General features: G+C 71.7%; 17 protein-coding genes. 7 read left to right on the forward strand and 10 right to left on the reverse strand.

Going from position 1 to position 16,276, the window contains the following annotated elements; all coding sequences use genetic code 11:
* Window positions 1–25: 25 nt before the first annotated feature.
* Window positions 26–1,216, reverse strand: a complete 1,191-nt coding sequence (locus tag HNR21_RS02805) for a CoA transferase (protein ID WP_182703909.1) — start codon at window positions 1,214–1,216, stop codon at window positions 26–28.
* Window positions 1,217–1,342: 126 nt separating this feature from the next.
* On the opposite strand from HNR21_RS02805, the gene HNR21_RS02810 reads away from it, so the two are divergent.
* The gene (locus HNR21_RS02810) at window positions 1,343–2,272 is read left to right on the forward strand and encodes an MBL fold metallo-hydrolase (protein ID WP_182703910.1); all 930 of its coding nucleotides are present in this window, start codon (window positions 1,343–1,345) and stop codon (window positions 2,270–2,272) included.
* Window positions 2,273–2,282: 10 nt separating this feature from the next.
* On the opposite strand, the gene HNR21_RS02815 is transcribed toward HNR21_RS02810, so the two are convergent.
* The 5 genes from HNR21_RS02815 to HNR21_RS02835 all read right to left on the reverse strand — a co-directional run bounded on the left by HNR21_RS02815 (window position 2,283) and on the right by HNR21_RS02835 (window position 6,307).
* Entirely contained in the window at window positions 2,283–3,092 is an 810-nt protein-coding gene (locus HNR21_RS02815; RefSeq protein ID WP_182703911.1) for a transporter substrate-binding domain-containing protein, read from the reverse strand.
* A 100-nt stretch (window positions 3,093–3,192) separates the two neighbouring features.
* The gene (locus tag HNR21_RS02820; RefSeq protein ID WP_182703912.1) at window positions 3,193–3,804 is read right to left on the reverse strand and encodes a hypothetical protein; all 612 of its coding nucleotides are present in this window, start codon (window positions 3,802–3,804) and stop codon (window positions 3,193–3,195) included.
* 32 nt (window positions 3,805–3,836) lie between these two features.
* A complete protein-coding gene (hisS, locus tag HNR21_RS02825; protein WP_220500019.1) occupies window positions 3,837–5,153 on the reverse strand; it encodes a histidine--tRNA ligase in 1,317 nt (438 codons plus the stop codon).
* 198 nt (window positions 5,154–5,351) lie between these two features.
* Window positions 5,352–5,531: a DUF397 domain-containing protein gene (locus HNR21_RS02830; protein ID WP_182703914.1), complete on the reverse strand. Its 180-nt coding sequence runs from the start codon at window positions 5,529–5,531 to the stop codon at window positions 5,352–5,354.
* Window positions 5,528–6,307: a helix-turn-helix domain-containing protein gene (locus tag HNR21_RS02835; protein WP_182703915.1), complete on the reverse strand. Its 780-nt coding sequence runs from the start codon at window positions 6,305–6,307 to the stop codon at window positions 5,528–5,530. The genes HNR21_RS02830 and HNR21_RS02835 overlap by 4 nt, the downstream gene beginning before the upstream one ends.
* Before the next feature lie 134 nt (window positions 6,308–6,441).
* Between HNR21_RS02835 and HNR21_RS02840 the strand changes: the two genes are divergently transcribed.
* Together HNR21_RS02840 and HNR21_RS02845 are read left to right on the forward strand one after the other, a co-directional pair.
* Window positions 6,442–6,879: an ATP-binding protein gene (locus tag HNR21_RS02840; RefSeq protein WP_182703916.1), complete on the forward strand. Its 438-nt coding sequence runs from the start codon at window positions 6,442–6,444 to the stop codon at window positions 6,877–6,879.
* 100 nt (window positions 6,880–6,979) lie between these two features.
* On the forward strand, window positions 6,980–7,237 hold the full coding sequence (locus HNR21_RS02845) for a hypothetical protein (RefSeq protein WP_182703917.1): 258 nt from the start codon (window positions 6,980–6,982) through the stop codon (window positions 7,235–7,237).
* Between the two features lie 150 nt (window positions 7,238–7,387).
* Here HNR21_RS02845 and HNR21_RS02850 read toward each other — a convergent pair whose 3' ends face one another.
* The gene (locus HNR21_RS02850) at window positions 7,388–7,885 is read right to left on the reverse strand and encodes an FBP domain-containing protein (protein ID WP_182703918.1); all 498 of its coding nucleotides are present in this window, start codon (window positions 7,883–7,885) and stop codon (window positions 7,388–7,390) included.
* Between the two features lie 56 nt (window positions 7,886–7,941).
* Between HNR21_RS02850 and HNR21_RS02855 the strand changes: the two genes are divergently transcribed.
* The 3 genes from HNR21_RS02855 to HNR21_RS02865 all read left to right on the forward strand — a co-directional run bounded on the left by HNR21_RS02855 (window position 7,942) and on the right by HNR21_RS02865 (window position 11,398).
* Window positions 7,942–8,508, forward strand: a complete 567-nt coding sequence (locus HNR21_RS02855; protein ID WP_182703919.1) for a TetR/AcrR family transcriptional regulator — start codon at window positions 7,942–7,944, stop codon at window positions 8,506–8,508.
* Window positions 8,509–8,642: 134 nt separating this feature from the next.
* Window positions 8,643–10,574: a PhoX family protein gene (locus HNR21_RS02860; protein ID WP_182703920.1), complete on the forward strand. Its 1,932-nt coding sequence runs from the start codon at window positions 8,643–8,645 to the stop codon at window positions 10,572–10,574.
* A 161-nt stretch (window positions 10,575–10,735) separates the two neighbouring features.
* On the forward strand, window positions 10,736–11,398 hold the full coding sequence (locus HNR21_RS02865) for a class I SAM-dependent methyltransferase (RefSeq protein ID WP_312880807.1): 663 nt from the start codon (window positions 10,736–10,738) through the stop codon (window positions 11,396–11,398).
* Between the two features lie 9 nt (window positions 11,399–11,407).
* Here the strand turns inward: HNR21_RS02865 and HNR21_RS02870 are convergent, their stop codons facing one another.
* From HNR21_RS02870 to HNR21_RS02880, 3 genes are all read right to left on the reverse strand, one after another.
* Window positions 11,408–12,061 carry a response regulator gene (locus tag HNR21_RS02870; RefSeq protein WP_182703921.1) on the reverse strand — a complete coding sequence of 218 codons (654 nt, stop codon included), beginning with the start codon at window positions 12,059–12,061 and terminating at the stop codon, window positions 11,408–11,410.
* Window positions 12,058–13,284 (reverse strand): sensor histidine kinase, encoded by a 1,227-nt coding sequence (locus HNR21_RS36280; RefSeq protein WP_220500020.1) that lies wholly within the window; start codon window positions 13,282–13,284, stop codon window positions 12,058–12,060. The genes HNR21_RS02870 and HNR21_RS36280 overlap by 4 nt, the downstream gene beginning before the upstream one ends.
* A gap of 166 nt (window positions 13,285–13,450) precedes the next feature.
* Complete coding sequence (locus tag HNR21_RS02880; protein WP_182703923.1) at window positions 13,451–14,026, reverse strand: TetR/AcrR family transcriptional regulator; 576 nt, start codon at window positions 14,024–14,026, stop codon at window positions 13,451–13,453.
* Between the two features lie 74 nt (window positions 14,027–14,100).
* Between HNR21_RS02880 and HNR21_RS02885 the strand changes: the two genes are divergently transcribed.
* Entirely contained in the window at window positions 14,101–16,098 is a 1,998-nt protein-coding gene (locus HNR21_RS02885; protein ID WP_312880808.1) for an ABC transporter transmembrane domain-containing protein, read from the forward strand.
* The last annotated feature ends 178 nt before the right edge of the window (window positions 16,099–16,276 follow it).

A 16,276-nucleotide genomic window follows, 5' to 3' on the forward strand; every position in this document is an offset into this window, starting at 1 on the left:
CCGTTTCGGACGGTATCGGGGGCCGTCATCCGACGATGCGGCGGGTGCGGAGATCGTCCAGCCTCTCCTTCGGCACGAACGAGCCCAGGACCTCGTCGGTGTGCCGGCCGAGGGTCGGGGCGGGGCTGGGCGGCTCCTGCACCCCGTCGAACAGCAGCGGCAGGCCGGGCGCCAGATGGGGCCCGATCCCCGGCTGGTCGAGCATCCCCATCAAGGGCTCCGCCCGCAGGACCGCGGCGTCGTCGGCGGCCAGTTCGGCCATGGTGCGGTAGCGGGACCACAGCACCGAGGTCCCCCTGAACGCCTCCTCGATCTCCGCGACGGTCCGTGCGGCGAACCACGGCGTGAGGATCCCGGCCAGCGCGTCCCGCTGCGCGTAGCGGTCCCCGGCCTTGCGGAAGTCCGCCCCCAGAGCGCGTTCCAGGGCGGCGGCGACCTCCTCCATCCCGGTCGCGGTGATCAGGTCGCGCCAGTGCCGGGCCGCCAGGGTCACCACCATCACGCGCCGCCCGTCCCCGGTGGCGAAGTCGCGGGCGAAGTCGCCGAACAGGCTGTTGCCGATCCGCCGCCGCTGCTCGGCGCACAGCTGCGCCTCCCCCAGGAATCCGAGGTTGCCCGCCGTCGCCAGCGCCACGTCGGTCAGGGCCAGCTCGATGCGCCGCCCTTCGCCGGTCCGCCGCCGGTGCCGTTCGGCGGCCAGCAGCCCGACCGCCACGTAGAGGCCGCAGGCGATGTCCCAGGCCGGGAGCACGTGGTTGACCGGCCCGGTGACGTCCTCCGGGCCCGTCAGGTAGGGGAAGCCCAGCTCGGCGTTCACCGTGTAGTCCACCGCGTTGCCGCCGCCGCGCCGGCCGACGAGCTGGACGTGGACGAGGTCGGGCCGCCGTTCCCGCAGCTCCTCGTAGCGGAGTCCGGGCCTCGGGGGCGCGTTGGTGATCACGAACCCGCTGTCGGCCACCAGTTCGGCGACCAGCTCGCGGCCCTCCTGCGAACGCAGGTCCACGGTGACGGAACGCTTGCCCTTGTTGAGCCCCGCCCAGTACAGGCTGCGTCCCGAGGGGGCCAGCGGCCACCGGTCGATGTCCGGCCCGCCGCCCACCTGGTCGACGCGGATCACCTCGGCCCCGAGCTGCGCCAGCGTCATCCCGCCCAGCGGCACGGCCACGAAGCTCGACAGCTCGACCACCCGCATCCCCGCCAGCGGCGCCTCTCGCATCGCTCCCCCTCCGTCGGCACGCGAGTGGATCGTATATACGCCCGATCCGGGCGCTGTCTTCCGGCCTCCGCCGCACGGTCGAACCGTGCTCTGGGGAACGCGGGGGGCCGGTCGTAAGCTCGGCGTATGACGACATCCGTTGAGGACGCCGCGCTGCACGAGATCGCCGAGGGCGTGTTCGCCTGGGTGCAGCCGGAGGCGACCTGGTGGGTCAACAACGCGGGCGCGGTCACCGGCGGCGGGACGACGCTGGTGGTCGACACGTGCGCCACCGAGACCCGGACACGGCGGTTCCTCGGCGCGGTGCTGGAGGCCACCCACGGTGCCGCCATCCGGTACGCGGTCAACACCCACATGCACGGGGACCACACGCACGGCAACTCGCTGCTGCCCGACACGACCGTGCTGATCGGGCACGAGGAGACCCGGCGGGGGATCCTGGCCGACACGATCATCGACGGATGCCCGCCGGTCTGGGAGCCGGTGCCCGACTGGGGCGCGGTGACCCGCCGCCCGCCGGAGCTGACGATGACCTCGGAGTTGGCGGTCACGCTGGGCGAACGCCGGGTGGAACTGCTGCACCCGGGGCACACCGCGCACACCCCCGGCGACGTGGTGGCGTGGCTGCCGGAGGAAGGCGTGCTGTTCGCCGGGGACCTGCTGTTCCACGGGTTGACGCCGATGCTGGGGATGGGCTCGGTGACCGGCGCCATGCGCGCGCTGGACTGGATAGCCGCCTTCAACGCCGAACGCGTCGTCCCCGGCCACGGCCCCGTGTGCGACGACCGGACCCTGCCGGACGTCCTGGACGCCCACGAGCGCTACTACCGCTTCGTGCTCGCGGTGGCCACCGACGGCATGGACGGCGGCCTGTCGCCCCTGGAGGCCGCCCGGCGCGCGGACCTGGGCGAGTTCGCCACCTGGCCGGACGCCGAGCGCCTGGCGTTCAACGTCCACCGCGTCTACTCCGACGCCAAGGGCGTCCCGTACGACATCGCCCAGGCCGCCCTGGACGCGATGACCCTGAACGGCGGCCCCATGCGGACCCGGGTCTGACCTCGGGCTCCTACGAGCAGCCCTCGAACTGGGGGACGGCCACCTCCGACAGGTCCAGCCCCGACGCGCCGAACCACTTGCGCATCAGCCGGGGCATGGTCCCGTCCTGGTACATCTGCGTGATCGCCCGGTTGACCGCCTCGCAGCCGCCGGGGTCGTCCTGCCGCATCCCGATGCCGGTGCGCCGTTCCCCGACCCGTGCGTTCAGCAGCTTGAAACCCGCGCCCTCGCGGTTCTTCAGCCCCGCCAGGATGGTGTCGTTGGTGCTGATCGCGTCGATGTCGCCGCTGCGCAGCATGGTCACGCACTCGTCGTAGCTGCGGGCCGACACCGGAACGGCGGGGATCCGCCACTTGTCGATCACCTGCCCGGCCGCCCCCGCCCCCGCGACCGCGCACAGCCGCCGCCCCTTCAGGTCGCGCACCCGGCGGATCCGCCGCTCGTCGTCGCGGACGAGGATGTCCTGGTACGACACGTAGTAGGGCCCGGCGAACGCCAGCCGTTCCTTCCATGCGGGCTCCACCCAGAACGTCAGCACCATGTCCACGGCCCGGTCCCGCAGCATCCGTTCCCGGTCCCCGGCCAGCACCGGGACGATCCGCACCTTCTTGCCCATCCGCGCCGCCACGGCCCGCGCGACATCGACGTCCAGCCCCTCCAGCTCCCCGCCCTGCCGCTGCCGGTACCCGATCCCCGGCAGATCCGGCCGCACCCCCGCCACCAGCGTGTCCTCGGCCAGGATGGACGCGCCGTCCCCGCTCCCGCACCCCGCCAGCGGAAGGCACCCCGCCAGCCCCAGCGCCACCACCCGCAGCCGCATCCGTAGGCCCCCATTCGCGTCGCCTGCGATCCACTATGCAGAGCCCGCCCGCATTGCCAAGGGGCACCGATCACAATCCGAGCCGTGTCCGGCTGGGGCGTCAGCCGTCCAGGTAGAGCAGGGCGGTGATGGTCTTCTTGCAGATGTCGCAGTGCATCGGGGCCTCTTCGGAGGCCAGGTCGCTTTCCACGGTGGTGATCCGGTCGAGAACACCCGTGCGCTGCTCGGTCTCGAACGCGCTCCGCCATCGGCGGTTGTTGGCGGTGAGGTCGCTGACGTACCGGGCGGTCATCTCGTAGAACGCGCGGACGCCGTGCTCCTTCATGTAGGTCCAGTTGAACTGGAGAGAACGCAGAGCGATGGGGAACGGATGGGCCACCAGGCCGATCGCCCACCGCTCCGAGACGTCCTCGATGTCCAGCCGGGCCGCCCGCTCGTCCAGGAGCGCCCACATGCCGTTGGAATCGTACTCGGCGGTCACCTGCGCCAGGAGCCGGGCAGCCTCCTCCAGATTGGTCTGCTTGCGGTCGAACAGGACGCGGACCTCGTCGGCCGCTTCCGCGCCGGGGTTCTTGCGGGCGGCGTCGATGGCCGCCTTGAGCTGGACGGCGTACGCCGCTTCCCAAGACAGATGCTCGCCGAAGGCGGCCCACGGGTCGGGGAACCCCTTTTCGGCGATGGCGGCGAAGATGCGGTCTCCCTGAGCGCCCATGCTCAACCTCCATGCGGTCTGCTCGGTAACGCCTACATCGAACGCCTGTCGGCCAGGTGTGTGAAGAGGTCGGTGACCGAAACCCGTTCCTGTTCGCCGGTTTCCATGTCCCGCACCGTGACTTCTCCGTCGGCGTGTTCTTTCGCCCCTTGCAGAACGGCGAACCGCGCTCCTCGATCAGCAGCCCATTTGAGCTGCTTACTGAGCTTCCCGCTGGCGCCCAGATAGATCTCCGCGCGCAGTCCGGCCCGCCGCAGGCCGTTCACGAAACCGATCGCTTCTGTGGCGAATTCCTCGTTCATGACGGTGACCGCAACGTCGATTCGGTCCCTGTGCTCCTCGCTCGCCCCGAGCGCGCCGATGATGCGCTCCACCCCGATCGAGAAGCCGCACGCGGGCACGTCCGGCCCGCCCAGGGTGGCGATCAGGTGGTCGTACCGGCCTCCGCTGGCGATCGATCCGGGCATCCCCGGTGCGGTCACCTCCCAGATCGCGCCCGTGTAGTAGTCCAGGCCGCGCACCAGGTTCGGCGCGAACCGAATGCGCTCGGTCCCGACGTGCGGCCCGGCCAGCTCCAGCAGCCGGTCCACCTCGGCCAGCCCTTCCCGGCCCTCGGCGTTGTCCTTGAGCGCGGCCCGCATCCGGTCCACGGCGTCGTCCGCGGTGATGTCGCGCACCAGCTCCTCGGCGATGCCCTGATCCAGGCCGCGCCCGGTGACCAGCTCCTCGGTCACGGCCTCCGGCGCAAGCTTGTCCAGCTTGTCAAGCGTGATCAGCGCGCCCCCCGCCCGGTCCGCGGGAACGCCGTACACCTGCATCAGACCGGTCAGCGCACGACGGCTGTTGACGAGGACGGTGAACTCCCGCACGCCCATCGCGTCCAGGGCGTCGGCCCCCGCGCAGACGACCTCCACCTCCACCAGCGGGGAGGACGAGCCCACCACGTCCACATCGCACTGGGTGAACTCGCGGAACCGGCCCCGGCCCGGCCGGTCGGCCCGCCACACCGGCCCGATCGCGTACCGCTTGTAGGGCGTGGGAAGCCGGCTGCCGTACGCGGCGACCACGCGCGCCAACGGCACGGTCAGGTCGTACCGCAGGGCCAGGTCGGCCTCCCCGGTGGCCTCGTGTTCGCCCCGCCGCAGGATCTTGAATATGAGCTTGTCGCCTTCGTCCCCGTATTTGCCGGTAAGGGTCTCCAGCCGTTCGAACGCCGGAGTCTGCAACGGCTCGAACCCGTAGCGCTCGAACACCTCACGGGCCGCAGCGAACACCCGTTCCCGCTGCCGAAGATCGCCCGCAAGGAAGTCACGGGTTCCGGAGGGCGGCTCGAACTGCTGGGACGCCATTGCCATCGCTCCTTCGTGAGCAGGACGGATGCACCTGTCTGAACGTCCACCAACGTAACGGAGAAGCATCGGCCCCCGTGACATCGCGCTCGGCGAGCGGTTGCTGGAGTCACGGCCTCCGCACCGGGCAGTGGCACACCGGACGAAAACACCGAACGCCCTCCGCGGGGAGGGCGTTCGGTCACTGGGAAAGCTCGGTCAGCCCTGCTTGATCTGGTGGAGCAGGGCGGCGAACGACTCCGCCGAGATCTTCAGGTGACCGGCATCAGGGCTCTTGCTGTCACGGAGGCCGATGCCGTCCGCCAGGTCGGCGACCTCGACGCAGGCGTTCTGCTCGCTGCCGCTGTAGGTGCTCTTGCGCCAGGTGGGACCGCTCATGTCATCGCCTCCATCGTCTGTTTGATCAAGTCCAGGGAAGGTCCCTCGGGGAGGGCCTTGGCGCTGATCCGGTCGAATCTTAGGGCGTAGCGCCGTACGTCAGATGGCGCGGACACCAGCCGTCCACCTCCGGGTGACACAGTGTAAGCGACATCTCCGAAGTCTCCCGACATGATGCTGAACGACCCGTCCACGCCGGGATGTGCCCCCGCAGTGCGGGGCAGAACGTTGATCGTGATGTGGGGCCGTTCGGCCATCTCCAGAAGGTGGGCGAGTTGCTCCCGCAACACGTCGACCCCGCCGATCGGCCAGTCAAGGACGGCCTGTGAGAGAAGGACAACGAGATGAGGCGGGGTCTCGCGGTCAGCGTTCAGAATGCCCTGCCGCGCCATGCGCTCGCGGAACAGTTCCATGGGGTTGGGGTGCATACCTCCCTCCAGCACAGCACGGGCGTAGTCCTCGGTCTGGAGGAGGCCGGGGACGGTGTTCGCCTCGAAGATCCTCATCACCTCGGCCCTCTGCTCGTACTTCACGTACTCCTGGAACCACTCCGGGTCATGCCCCAGCGTGGCGTACCAGACCATGAAGGCGAACAGGCCCCCGGTGTTCCAGGCACGGTCGATCTTGCTCGCGTCGGTTTCGTCCAGGCGCTTCGTGCCGTTCTCAATTCGAGAAACTGTGGGCTTGGACGCCCCGATGATCTTCCCTAGGTCTTCACCCGAAAGTCCTCGCTGGACCCGACAGAAGCGCAGGTAATAGGCGATGAGGTTCCACATGTTGCTGCGCGGATCCGGTGACGGATTGGTGGGCAACGATCACCTCCGGGTTTCTGCGAATTTCAGAAGTTTCACGAACACGTGACAACCTAGCACGCTGTGTCCCGAACCACACATTCGGTGAAGGGACGCGGATGACACGGACGGGGGTGCCGGAGCGGGCGCTGTCGAAGCGGCTGCCCGCCTGGGCGTCGGCGGTGCCGTTGGCGCGGACGTACGTGCGGGGGCGGCTGACCAATCTGGGGCAGCCGCGGGAGGTCATCGAGACCGCGGAGTTGATCGTGTCCGAGTTGGCGACGAACGCGGTCGTCCACCGGACGGGGGAGGTGATGACGGTCTTCTGTGGCCGGCGGGGTCACTGCCTCGTGGTGGCGGTCCACGACGGCAGCCCGGAGAAGCCGGTGCCGGGAATCATGCCGGAGATCGATCCCCGGCGGATCGAGAACGTTCCGAACGACCCCGGAGGCTGGGGGCTTCCGCTGGTGCAGGCCCTCTCCCGGGCGTTCTGGATGGACGTGGACCCCGAGGGGGGCGGCAAGTGGGTCTGCGCCGCACTGAACACCGGCACCTGATCCGAGCCGTACGGCGGAAGGTCAGCCGTGGGACGCCACCGTTCCGCGGACCGGGATCACCGCCGACCGGCGAGACAACGCATGGGGGGAGCACCTTGTGATGACCGATGACGCCTTCTGGGAGGGGCTGAAGCTCGGCGGCGGACTCGGGCTCATGGCCGGATTCGCCGGTTGCCTGGTCACCGTCCTGTTCTTGTCCGCCCTGCTCGACCTGCTGGCCCATCGACGCGCTCGCAGGGGCGGAGGGACCGTCCCCGACCGGCCGGACGCCGTTTCGGACCGCCTCCTGGCGGTGCACGTTCCGCAGTACGGCACGAGCACGGCCGTACCGCGTTCCAGACAGGGGCCGTCACGATGAACGACACGCCCCGGCCGATCCGCACGATCGCTTCACCCCGACCGCCGGAGCACACCACCCTCACCGGCCCCGAGCCGCCTGCACGACGGCACGGTGAACGGTGAGCCCCTACAAGCCGTTGGCGTGCTTCCCGGCCGTCGCGCCAGCGGCTCAGGAGGCGGTGACCTTGTCCAGGAAGTCCCACAGGTTGGCCCGGGTGCGGGCGATCTTCTCCTCCAGGGACAGCGTCTCGACGAGACGGCCGCCCGGTCCGGGGTCCTTCTTGCCGCGCACGTACAGCGAGCAGGCCAGGTCCGTGCACAGATAGATCCCGACCGAGTTGCCCTCACGCCCGGCCTGCCCGGTCCGGCGGGCGGTCATCAACGCCACCCCGTCGCCCGAATGGGTGGTCAGGCACAGCGAGCACATGCTGCGCCGGGCGGTGCCGCGCGGGGCGTCGGACAGGCGGAGCACGATGCCGACGAGCCGTTCGCCGTGTTCGGCGACCAGGTAGGCGCGGTCGGGGGCGCCGGGGTCTCGCCAGCCGAGGAAGTCCAGGTCCTCCCAGGGGCGGTGGTCGAGGTCCCGGGGCAGGGCCAGCCGTTTCGCCTCTCCCTTGGAGCAGTTGACGAAGGACGCCCGGACGTCCCGTTCGTTGGCGATGTCCATGCCGGGCACGCTAATCTTGCCTAGAGGCATTAGCAAATCATTTAGGAGCCCTAGGCATGGCCCGAGCCGGGTTGACCGTCGAGCGGCTGGTGCGGGCGGCGGCGGAGCTGGCCGACGAGATCGGGTTCGACAACGTCACGATGTCGGCGCTGGCGCGCCGCTTCGGCGTACGGGACGCCAGCCTGTACTCCCACGTGCGGAACCTGACGGAGCTGCGCGGCCGGGTCGCGCTGCTGGCGGCGCGCGAGAAGAGCGAACGCCTGGCGCTGGCGGTGGCCGGGCTGTCGGGCAGGGACGCCCTCGTGGCGTTCGCCAACGCCTACCGGCGCTACGCGCACGAACACCCCGGGCGCTACGCGGCGACGCAGATCCAGGTCGATCCCGAGCTGCTCGCCGAGTCGCCGCAGAGCATGCGCGGCGGCGAGCTCGTCTACGCGATGCTGCAGGGCTACGGGCTGCGCGAGCCGGACGTGACCGACGCGGTACGGCTGCTGCGCAGCGCCCTGCACGGCTACATCCTCCTGGAGACCGGCGACGGGTTCGGGCACCCGCGCGACGTCCAGACCTCCTGGGAACGCGCCCTGGAGGCCCTCCACGTCACGCTCCAGAACTGGCCGTCGTGAAGCCCGCGGCCCACCGGCGCGAGCGAACGGGGTTTGGTCAGGGCGCGTTCACCTGGCGTCCGTTGACCGGCCATTGGAGCGCTCTACGTTGAGGCACCGAATGCCCAGGTGAACGAGCTCAACGAGGTGTCGCCATGACCGCACAGGACGTCCGCACGGTCGCGGACCCTGATGACATCAGTTCCAACCCCTCGGGGAACGCCACGTTCCGCGAGGTCGCCCAGGCGCGGATGTCACGGCGGTCGGTGATCCGCGGGGGCACCGTGGTGGCGGCGGCCGGGTTCCTCGGCGCGGGGGTCGGCACGGGGACGGCCGCCGCCGCTCCGGAACGGCACGGCGGGTCCAAGCCCCGGCCGCTGGGGTTCAAGGCCGTTCCGGCGGGGACCGCGGACGCGATCGCGGTGCCGGAGGGCTACACCGCCCAGGTGCTGATCCCGTGGGGCACGCCGCTGCACTCGCGCGGCCCGCAGTGGAGGAAGGACGCCTCCAACACCGCCGCCGAGCAGGCCGCGCAGGTCGGGATGCACCACGACGGCATGTCGTTCTTCCCGTTGGGCGCGGGGCCGCTGGGCAGCCGGCAGGGGCTGCTGGTGCTCAACCACGAGTACGTCGACCAGGTGCTGCTGTTCCCGGACGGCGACGCCCAGATGACCAAGGCCAAGGTCGACAAGGCGCTGGCCGCGCACGGCGTGACCATCGCCAAGGTCGTCCAGGGCAAGGACGGGTGGAAGCTCGCCGACTCCAGGTACAACCGGCGCGTCACGGGGTCCACGCCGGTCACCTTCTCCGGCCCGGTCGGCCCTGACCACCCCGCCCTCCAGGCCGAGAACCCGCCGATGGGCACCCTCAACAACTGCTCCAACGGCCAGACCCCCTGGGGCACCTACCTGGCCTGCGAGGAGAACTGGAACGGCTACTTCGGCACCACCGACGCCGCCTGGAAGCCGAACGCCCAGCAGGCCCGCTACGGCGTCGCCGCCAATTCCGGCTACCGGTGGCACACCGTCGACCCCCGGTTCGACGTGGCCGTCAACCCGAACGAGATCAACCGCTTCGGCTGGGTCGTGGAGATCGACCCGTTCGACCCGGATTCCACCCCGGTGAAGCGGACCGCGCTCGGCCGCATCAAGCACGAGGGCGCCACCGTCACCGAGTCGCGCGGCCGGATCGTCGTCTACACCGGTGACGACCAGGACGGCGAGTACGTCTACAAGTTCGTCGGCAGCGCCCCCTGGCGGCAGTTGCGCGCCCTGCGCCGCAGCCCCCTGGACCACGGCACCCTGTACGTCGCCAAGTTCAACGACGACGGCTCCGGCGAGTGGCTGCCGCTCAAGCACGGCACCGGCCCGCTCACCGAGGCCAACGGCTGGGCCGACCAGGCCGACGTGCTGCTGCGCACCCGCGAGGCCGCCGACGCCGTGGGCGCGACCAAGCTGGACCGTCCCGAGTGGGTCGCCGTCCACCCCGACAACAAGGACGTCTACCTCACCCTCACCAACGGCTCCGGCTGGAACAACGCGGTCAACCCCCGCAAGCCCAACCCGTACGGCCACATCGTGCGGTGGCGGGAGCGCGGTGGCGACAACACCGCCCTGACCTTCGAGTGGGACATCTTCCTGCTGGCCGGCGACCCCGAGTACGACCCGCGGGTGGAGCTGGCCGCCGAGGACGTGTTCGGCTCCCCCGACGGCCTGGGCTTCGACCGCGCCGGGCGGCTGTGGATCCAGACCGACGTCTCCAACTCCGTGCAGAACCGCCCCGACCGGCAGCACGACAACATCGGCAACAACCAGATGCTGGTGGCGGACCCGGGCACCGGCGAGATCCGCCGCTTCCTGGTCGGCCCCCGGGGCTGCGAGGTCACCGGCTTCGCCATGACCCCCGACCAGCGGACCCTCTTCGTCAACATCCAGCACCCGGGCGAGGCCACCCCCTTCTGGGGCGCGGCCCCGACCCCGCAGAACCCGAACGCCGTCAGCTCCTGGCCGGACCACGACTCCGCGAGCCGTCCCCGTTCGGCCACGGTCGTCATCCGCAAGAAGGACGGCGGCGTCATCGGCACCTGACCATCCCCTTCCCCTCCCGCACCGGCGCATGGCGGTCCCTCCCCGCCATGCGCCGGCCTCGTTCGGCGGGCGGCGTCCACCCCGGACGGCCCGTCACGGAACTCCCCGCCCAGAACATGCCGTAGCCCCCATGTCCGGGCCGTCTCCGGTTGGATGGCCGTGTGGACCTGCTGGACGACAACGCGCTGGAGTGGTCGCCGGTCGTCGCCAACTGCGCCATGAACCGCGAGCGGCGGCTGACCGGCTACTGCCGTGAGCTGGGCCTGGACATCCCGGCGTTCCTCCGCGACCGCCTGTCCCGCGGCCCGGCCGTCCGCTGGCTGGACCTGTGCTGCGGATCGGGCCGCGCCCTCGCGGAGGCCGCCGCGCTCTTCCCCGAACGCGTCGAGATCGTCGGCGTGGATCTGGTCGACGCCTTCGCCGTCCCCGCCCGGCCGCCCGCGCTGCGCCTGGTCACCGCCTCGATCGCGACCTGGACGCCGGACGGCCCGTTCGACCTGGTCACCTCCGTCCACGGCCTGCACTACGTGGGCGACAAGCTCGGCGTCCTGGCCCGCGCCGCGTCCTGGCTGACCGAGGACGGACGGTTCGCCGCCAACTTCGACGCCCGCAGCGTCCTCCTCGAGAACGGCGGACGAGCCGGCCGCCCCCTCCTCAAGCACCTCCGCGACCAGGGCTTCACCTACGACCCCCGGACGCGCCGCATCAGTCGCCAGGGCCGGGGCCGGGTCACCCTCCCCTACCGCTACCTGGGCGCGGACGACCGGGCAGGCCCCAACTACACCGGCCAGCCCGCCGTCGACTCCTGCTACACCCGCGTCTGAACGGGTGCGTCATGCGTTGCCGGAGGGGCTGACCAGGCCGGTCTCGTACGCGTAGATCGCCGCCTGGGTGCGGTCGCGCAGCCCCAGCTTGGCGAGGATGTTGCTGACATGGGTCTTCACGGTCTGCTCGACCACCACCAGGCGGGCGGCGATCTCGGCGTTGGACAGGCCGCCGGCGATCAGGGCGAGGACCTCGGTCTCCCGTTCGGTCAGGCCCTCCAGGCGGCTCCGGCTGGGCGCGCGGGGACCGCCGAGACGGGCGAACTCGCCGATCAGGCGGCGGGTCACGGACGGGGCCAGCAGCGCGTCACCGGCCGCCACCACCCGTACGGCGTCGGCCAGCTCCCGGGCCGAGGACTTCTTGAGCAGGAAGCCCGAGGCCCCCGAACGCAGGGCCTCGTAGACGTACTCGTCCATGTCGAACGTGGTCAGCACCACCACCCGGGCACGGCCCGCGACGTGGCGGGTGGCCTCCAGGCCGTCCATCACGGGCATGCGGACGTCCATCAGCACCACGTCGGGGTCGAGTTCGGCGACCTTGGCCACCGCCTCACGGCCGTCGGCGGCCTCGCCGACCACCTCGATGTCGGGCTGGGCGTTCAACAGGACGGCGAAGCCCTCGCGGACCATCTCCTGGTCGTCGGCGATCAGCACGCGGATCATGCGCCCTCCCCCGGCAGCGGCAGCGTCGCCCTGACCTCGTAGCCGCCGTCCGGGCGGGGACCGGCGGCCAGCTCACCGCCCAGCATGGCGGCCCGTTCCCGCATCCCCACCAGTCCGTGACCCGAGCCCTTCCCGAGCACGGCCGTCTCGGCGGCCGGGCCGTTGGCCACCGTCAGCTCGAGCCGGTCCAGATGATGGGCGATGCCGATGCTCACGTCGGCGCCGGGGGCGTGCCGCAGGACGTTGCTCAGCGACTCCTGAACGATCCGGTACGCCGACAACCCCACCGCCGAAGGCAGCGCAGCACGAGGCCGCCCGGTGGTCCGGACGTCCACGGCCAGGCCCGCCTCCCGGACGTTGCCGACCAGCTCGTCCAGGCCGTCCAGGGTGGGCTGCGGGCCGTGCTCCTCCTCGGCGGCGGAGTCGCGCAGCAGGCCCAGGATCCGGTGCAGCTCCTCCATCGCCTCCAGGGCACTGGCGCGGATGGTCTCGAAACTGCGGGTCAGCTCCTCGGGCGGGTCCGGCACCCGGTACGGGGCGGCCTCCGCCTGGACGGCGACGACGGACATGTGGTGCGCCACCACGTCGTGCAGCTCACGGGCGATCCGCGCCCGTTCCTCCAGCAGCGCCCGCCGGGACCGCTCCTGCTCGTTGATCCGTTCCTGCTGGGCCAGCCGCCGCAGCGCCTCGCCCCGTCCCCGCAGCGCGCCGGCCGCCACCAGCACCGCGCCCGCCAGCAGCATCGGCTCCAGCCGCCCCGGGAACGCCTCCCGCTGCGGGAACGCCGCCGCCAGCGCCGCCCCGGCCACCACCGTCAGCAGCCACATCTCCGCCAGTACGCGGGGTCGTACGCGCAGGCCCGCCAACGCCAGCACGCACAGGTAGACCGCCAGCGAGGGCCCCGGCCACAACGGCCCGCCCGCCGCGACGGGCGGCACGGACGCGGCGGCGACCGCCGTCACCACCACGATCGCCAGCGACGCCCACCAGCCGCCCATCGGCCGGAACAGGCACATCACCAGGGTCAGCGCATGCGTGACGCCCAGCACCGCGGCCTCGCCGTTCGCCAGCCGGTAGTCCATCAGCAGCGTGTGCCAGGAGAACCCGGCCAGCATCACGGCCGCCGCCCCCACCAGCCAGTGCGGCAGCCACCCCGACCGGGGCGACAGCGGCAGCAACGGCCCCACGGCACCGGGCCTGAGGTCGTCCCACACCGCGCGCACCGCCACACTCCCATTGACGGGCCGGGAGCCCCGGCGACGCAACACCCCGATCACATCGCCGAAGCTACGGACGGCCCCGCCGGAACGCCTCCCGCCCAGGAACGGACCCGCCGTCTCATACTCACGTACGACCTCCGCTGGCCCGCTCGTGCGCGGCCCGGCGGGTTCAGGCCGCGAGGGCCTTCTTGAGGGTGCGCAGGCAGGCGGCCAGGGCGGCGTGCCGCGGGACGCAGTCGTCGCGGGAGTGCTGCCAGGCCGCGTACAGCAGGCTCCACATCACCTGCTGGACCCAGTGGGGGTCCATGGCCGGATCGATGGAGCCCTCGGCGTGTCCCCGTTCCACCAGCCCCAGCAGGGCACGGTCGGCGTCGGTCTCCTCCTGCCAGCCCTCCCAGTTCATGATCTCGGGGTCCTCGAAGACCAGCAGCAGGCCGTCGCCCAGCTCGAAGTACTCCTGGCAGAGGCGTTCCAGCGCCTCCAGCGCGGTGCCCCGGTGGACGCGGGCGCGGTCGGTGGCCATGGCGATCTTGGCGAGCAGGTCGGCGCTGATGGCGGTCAGCAGGTCCGAACGCTCCGGGAAGTAACGGTGCACCGTCGTCCGGCCGACCCCGGCCGCCGCCGCCACGTCGCCGAGCGAGGCGGCGGGGTTCTTGGACAGCAGGGAGACGGCGGCGTCCAGGATCGCGCGGCGGGTTCGGGCCCGCGGTCCCGTCTCGGCGGGCGGAACGGTGGTGTCGGCCATGGGGAAAAGGTAGTCCGCCGTCTGCCGTGGAAAGGATTTGACCGTCGTGGAACACATGTGTTCCAATCGAGAGCGTGACCGCCCCGATCCATTCCGACCTCTCCGTCCTCTGGTCGTTCGCCCGCCCCCACCGCCGCACGCTCGCGCTGGGCCTCCTGCTCGCCCTGGCGGGATCGGCCATGGGCCTGGCCACGCCGATGGTCACCAAGCAGGTGCTCGACGCCCTGGCCGCCGGGACGTCCCTGGCCGGCCCCATCGCCGCCCTGCTCGGCCTGCTGGTCGTGGGGTCCGTGGTCGGCCACCGGCAGTGGACCATGCTGGGCGCGCTGGGCGAACGGGTGGTGCGGGAGGCCCGCGAGTCGATGCTGCGGCGGCTGCTGCACGCCTCGGTGCCCGCGCTCGCCCGGCGCCCGGCGGGCGAGTACGTCACCCGGGTCACCTCCGACACCGTGCTGCTGCGCGAGGCGGCCGCCTCGAGCATCGTCGGGCTGATCAACGGCGCGGTCATGCTGGTGGGGACGCTGGCGCTGATGGCCGTGCTCGACCTGGTGCTGCTGGCCGCCACCATCGCGGCGCTGCTGGCGGTCGGCCTGCTGTTCGCCGTGCTGATGCCCGGCATCGCCCGGGCCCAGCGGCAGGCCCAGGACCACATCGGCCTGCTCGGCGGCATCCTGGAGGGCGCCCTGCGGGCGATCCGGACCGTCAAGGTCGGCCGCGCCGAGGACCGCCTGGCCGAACGGCTCGTCGCCGAGGCGCGGGCCTCCGCCGACCACGGTGTCCGCTCGATCCGCCGTGAGGCGACGGCCTGGGTCATCGCCTGGTCCGGCCTGAACCTGGCGATCATCATGGTCCTCGGCATCGGCGCCTGGCGGGTCTCCGCGGGCGACCTGGAGGTCTCCGGCCTGATCGCCTTCCTGCTGTACGCGTTCGGCCTGATGGAGCCGATCACCGAGCTGAGCCAGAACGTCACGGCGATGCAGTCGGGTCTGGCCGCCGCCCGGCGCATCCGGGACATCGACGCGCTCCCGCAGGAGTCGGACACCCGCACGGCCTCCACCGCACCACCTGGCGGCGCCCCGGCGCTCTCGCCCCCCGAGGCCCCCGAGGACGCCGCGGACACCGCGGACACCGCGGACACCCAAGCCGCCGCGGGCCCCCAGGCCGCCGCGGGTCCCCAGGCCGCCGCGGGCCGCGGCCCCGCCGCCCCGCCCGGCGGCGAGGCGGGCCCCATCCTGGAGTTCCGCGGCGTCACCGCCGGCTACGATCCCGCCGGCGAACCCGCCGTCAAGGGCATCGACCTGGTCGTCCCCCGGCGCGGCCACACCGCGATCGTCGGCCCGTCGGGCGCGGGCAAGACGACCCTGTTCTCCCTCATCCTGCGCTTCCTGGAGCCGCAGGAGGGCGACCTGTTCCTGGACGGCCGCCCATACCGGGAACTGACCCACGACCGGATCCGCGCCAGGCTCGCCTATGTGGAGCAGGACACCCCCGTGGTGCCCGGCACCATCCGCGACAACCTGCTGCTCTCCCACCCCACCGCCACAGAGGAGGAACTCCGCCGCGTCCTGACCGAGGTGCGTCTCGCCGACAAGATCGACTCACTGGACGACGGCCTGGACACCCCCCTGTCGAGCACCGCGGTGTCCGGCGGCGAACGTCAGCGCATCGCCCTGGCCCGCGCCCTCCTGCGCACCCCCGACATCCTGCTGCTCGACGAGGCCACCGCCCAGCTGGACGCCCTGACCGAGGCCGCCGTCCTCGAATGCGTCCGCGAACGCGCCGGACACGGCGCCGTCGTCACCATCGCCCACCGCCTGTCCACCGTCGTGGACGCCGACACCATCGTCGTCCTGCACGAGGGCCGCATCCGCGCCCAAGGCACTCACGAGCACCTGCTGGCCCACGACGCCCTCTACCGCGACCTGGTCGAGGCCCTCCGCATCGCCGCACGGTCCCCGGCCACGGCCCCCTCACCCGCGCTCGGCCCCGAGGACCCGCCCCGGCCCGATCCGACGACGGCCGAAGCCCACCCCGCCCCAGAACCCGAAGCGAGCACACGACCATCTCCATAGGCGCCTCACAGGCGCCACGACGAGCACACCACCCGGCGCGCCCCGTCCACAGCCCGCCCCATCCACGCCCCGTCCACGAGGGTCTGCAAGCCGTGCCGCCGTGCGACTCCCACGACCTCGGTCACACCGCCGACACCACGGCCGGCGGCGCAGCACCTCCTCCCGGCCGAGGCCGTGG

It is taken from the genome of Thermomonospora cellulosilytica, assembly GCF_014138835.1.
Lineage (GTDB): Bacteria > Actinomycetota > Actinomycetes > Streptosporangiales > Streptosporangiaceae > Thermomonospora > Thermomonospora amylolytica.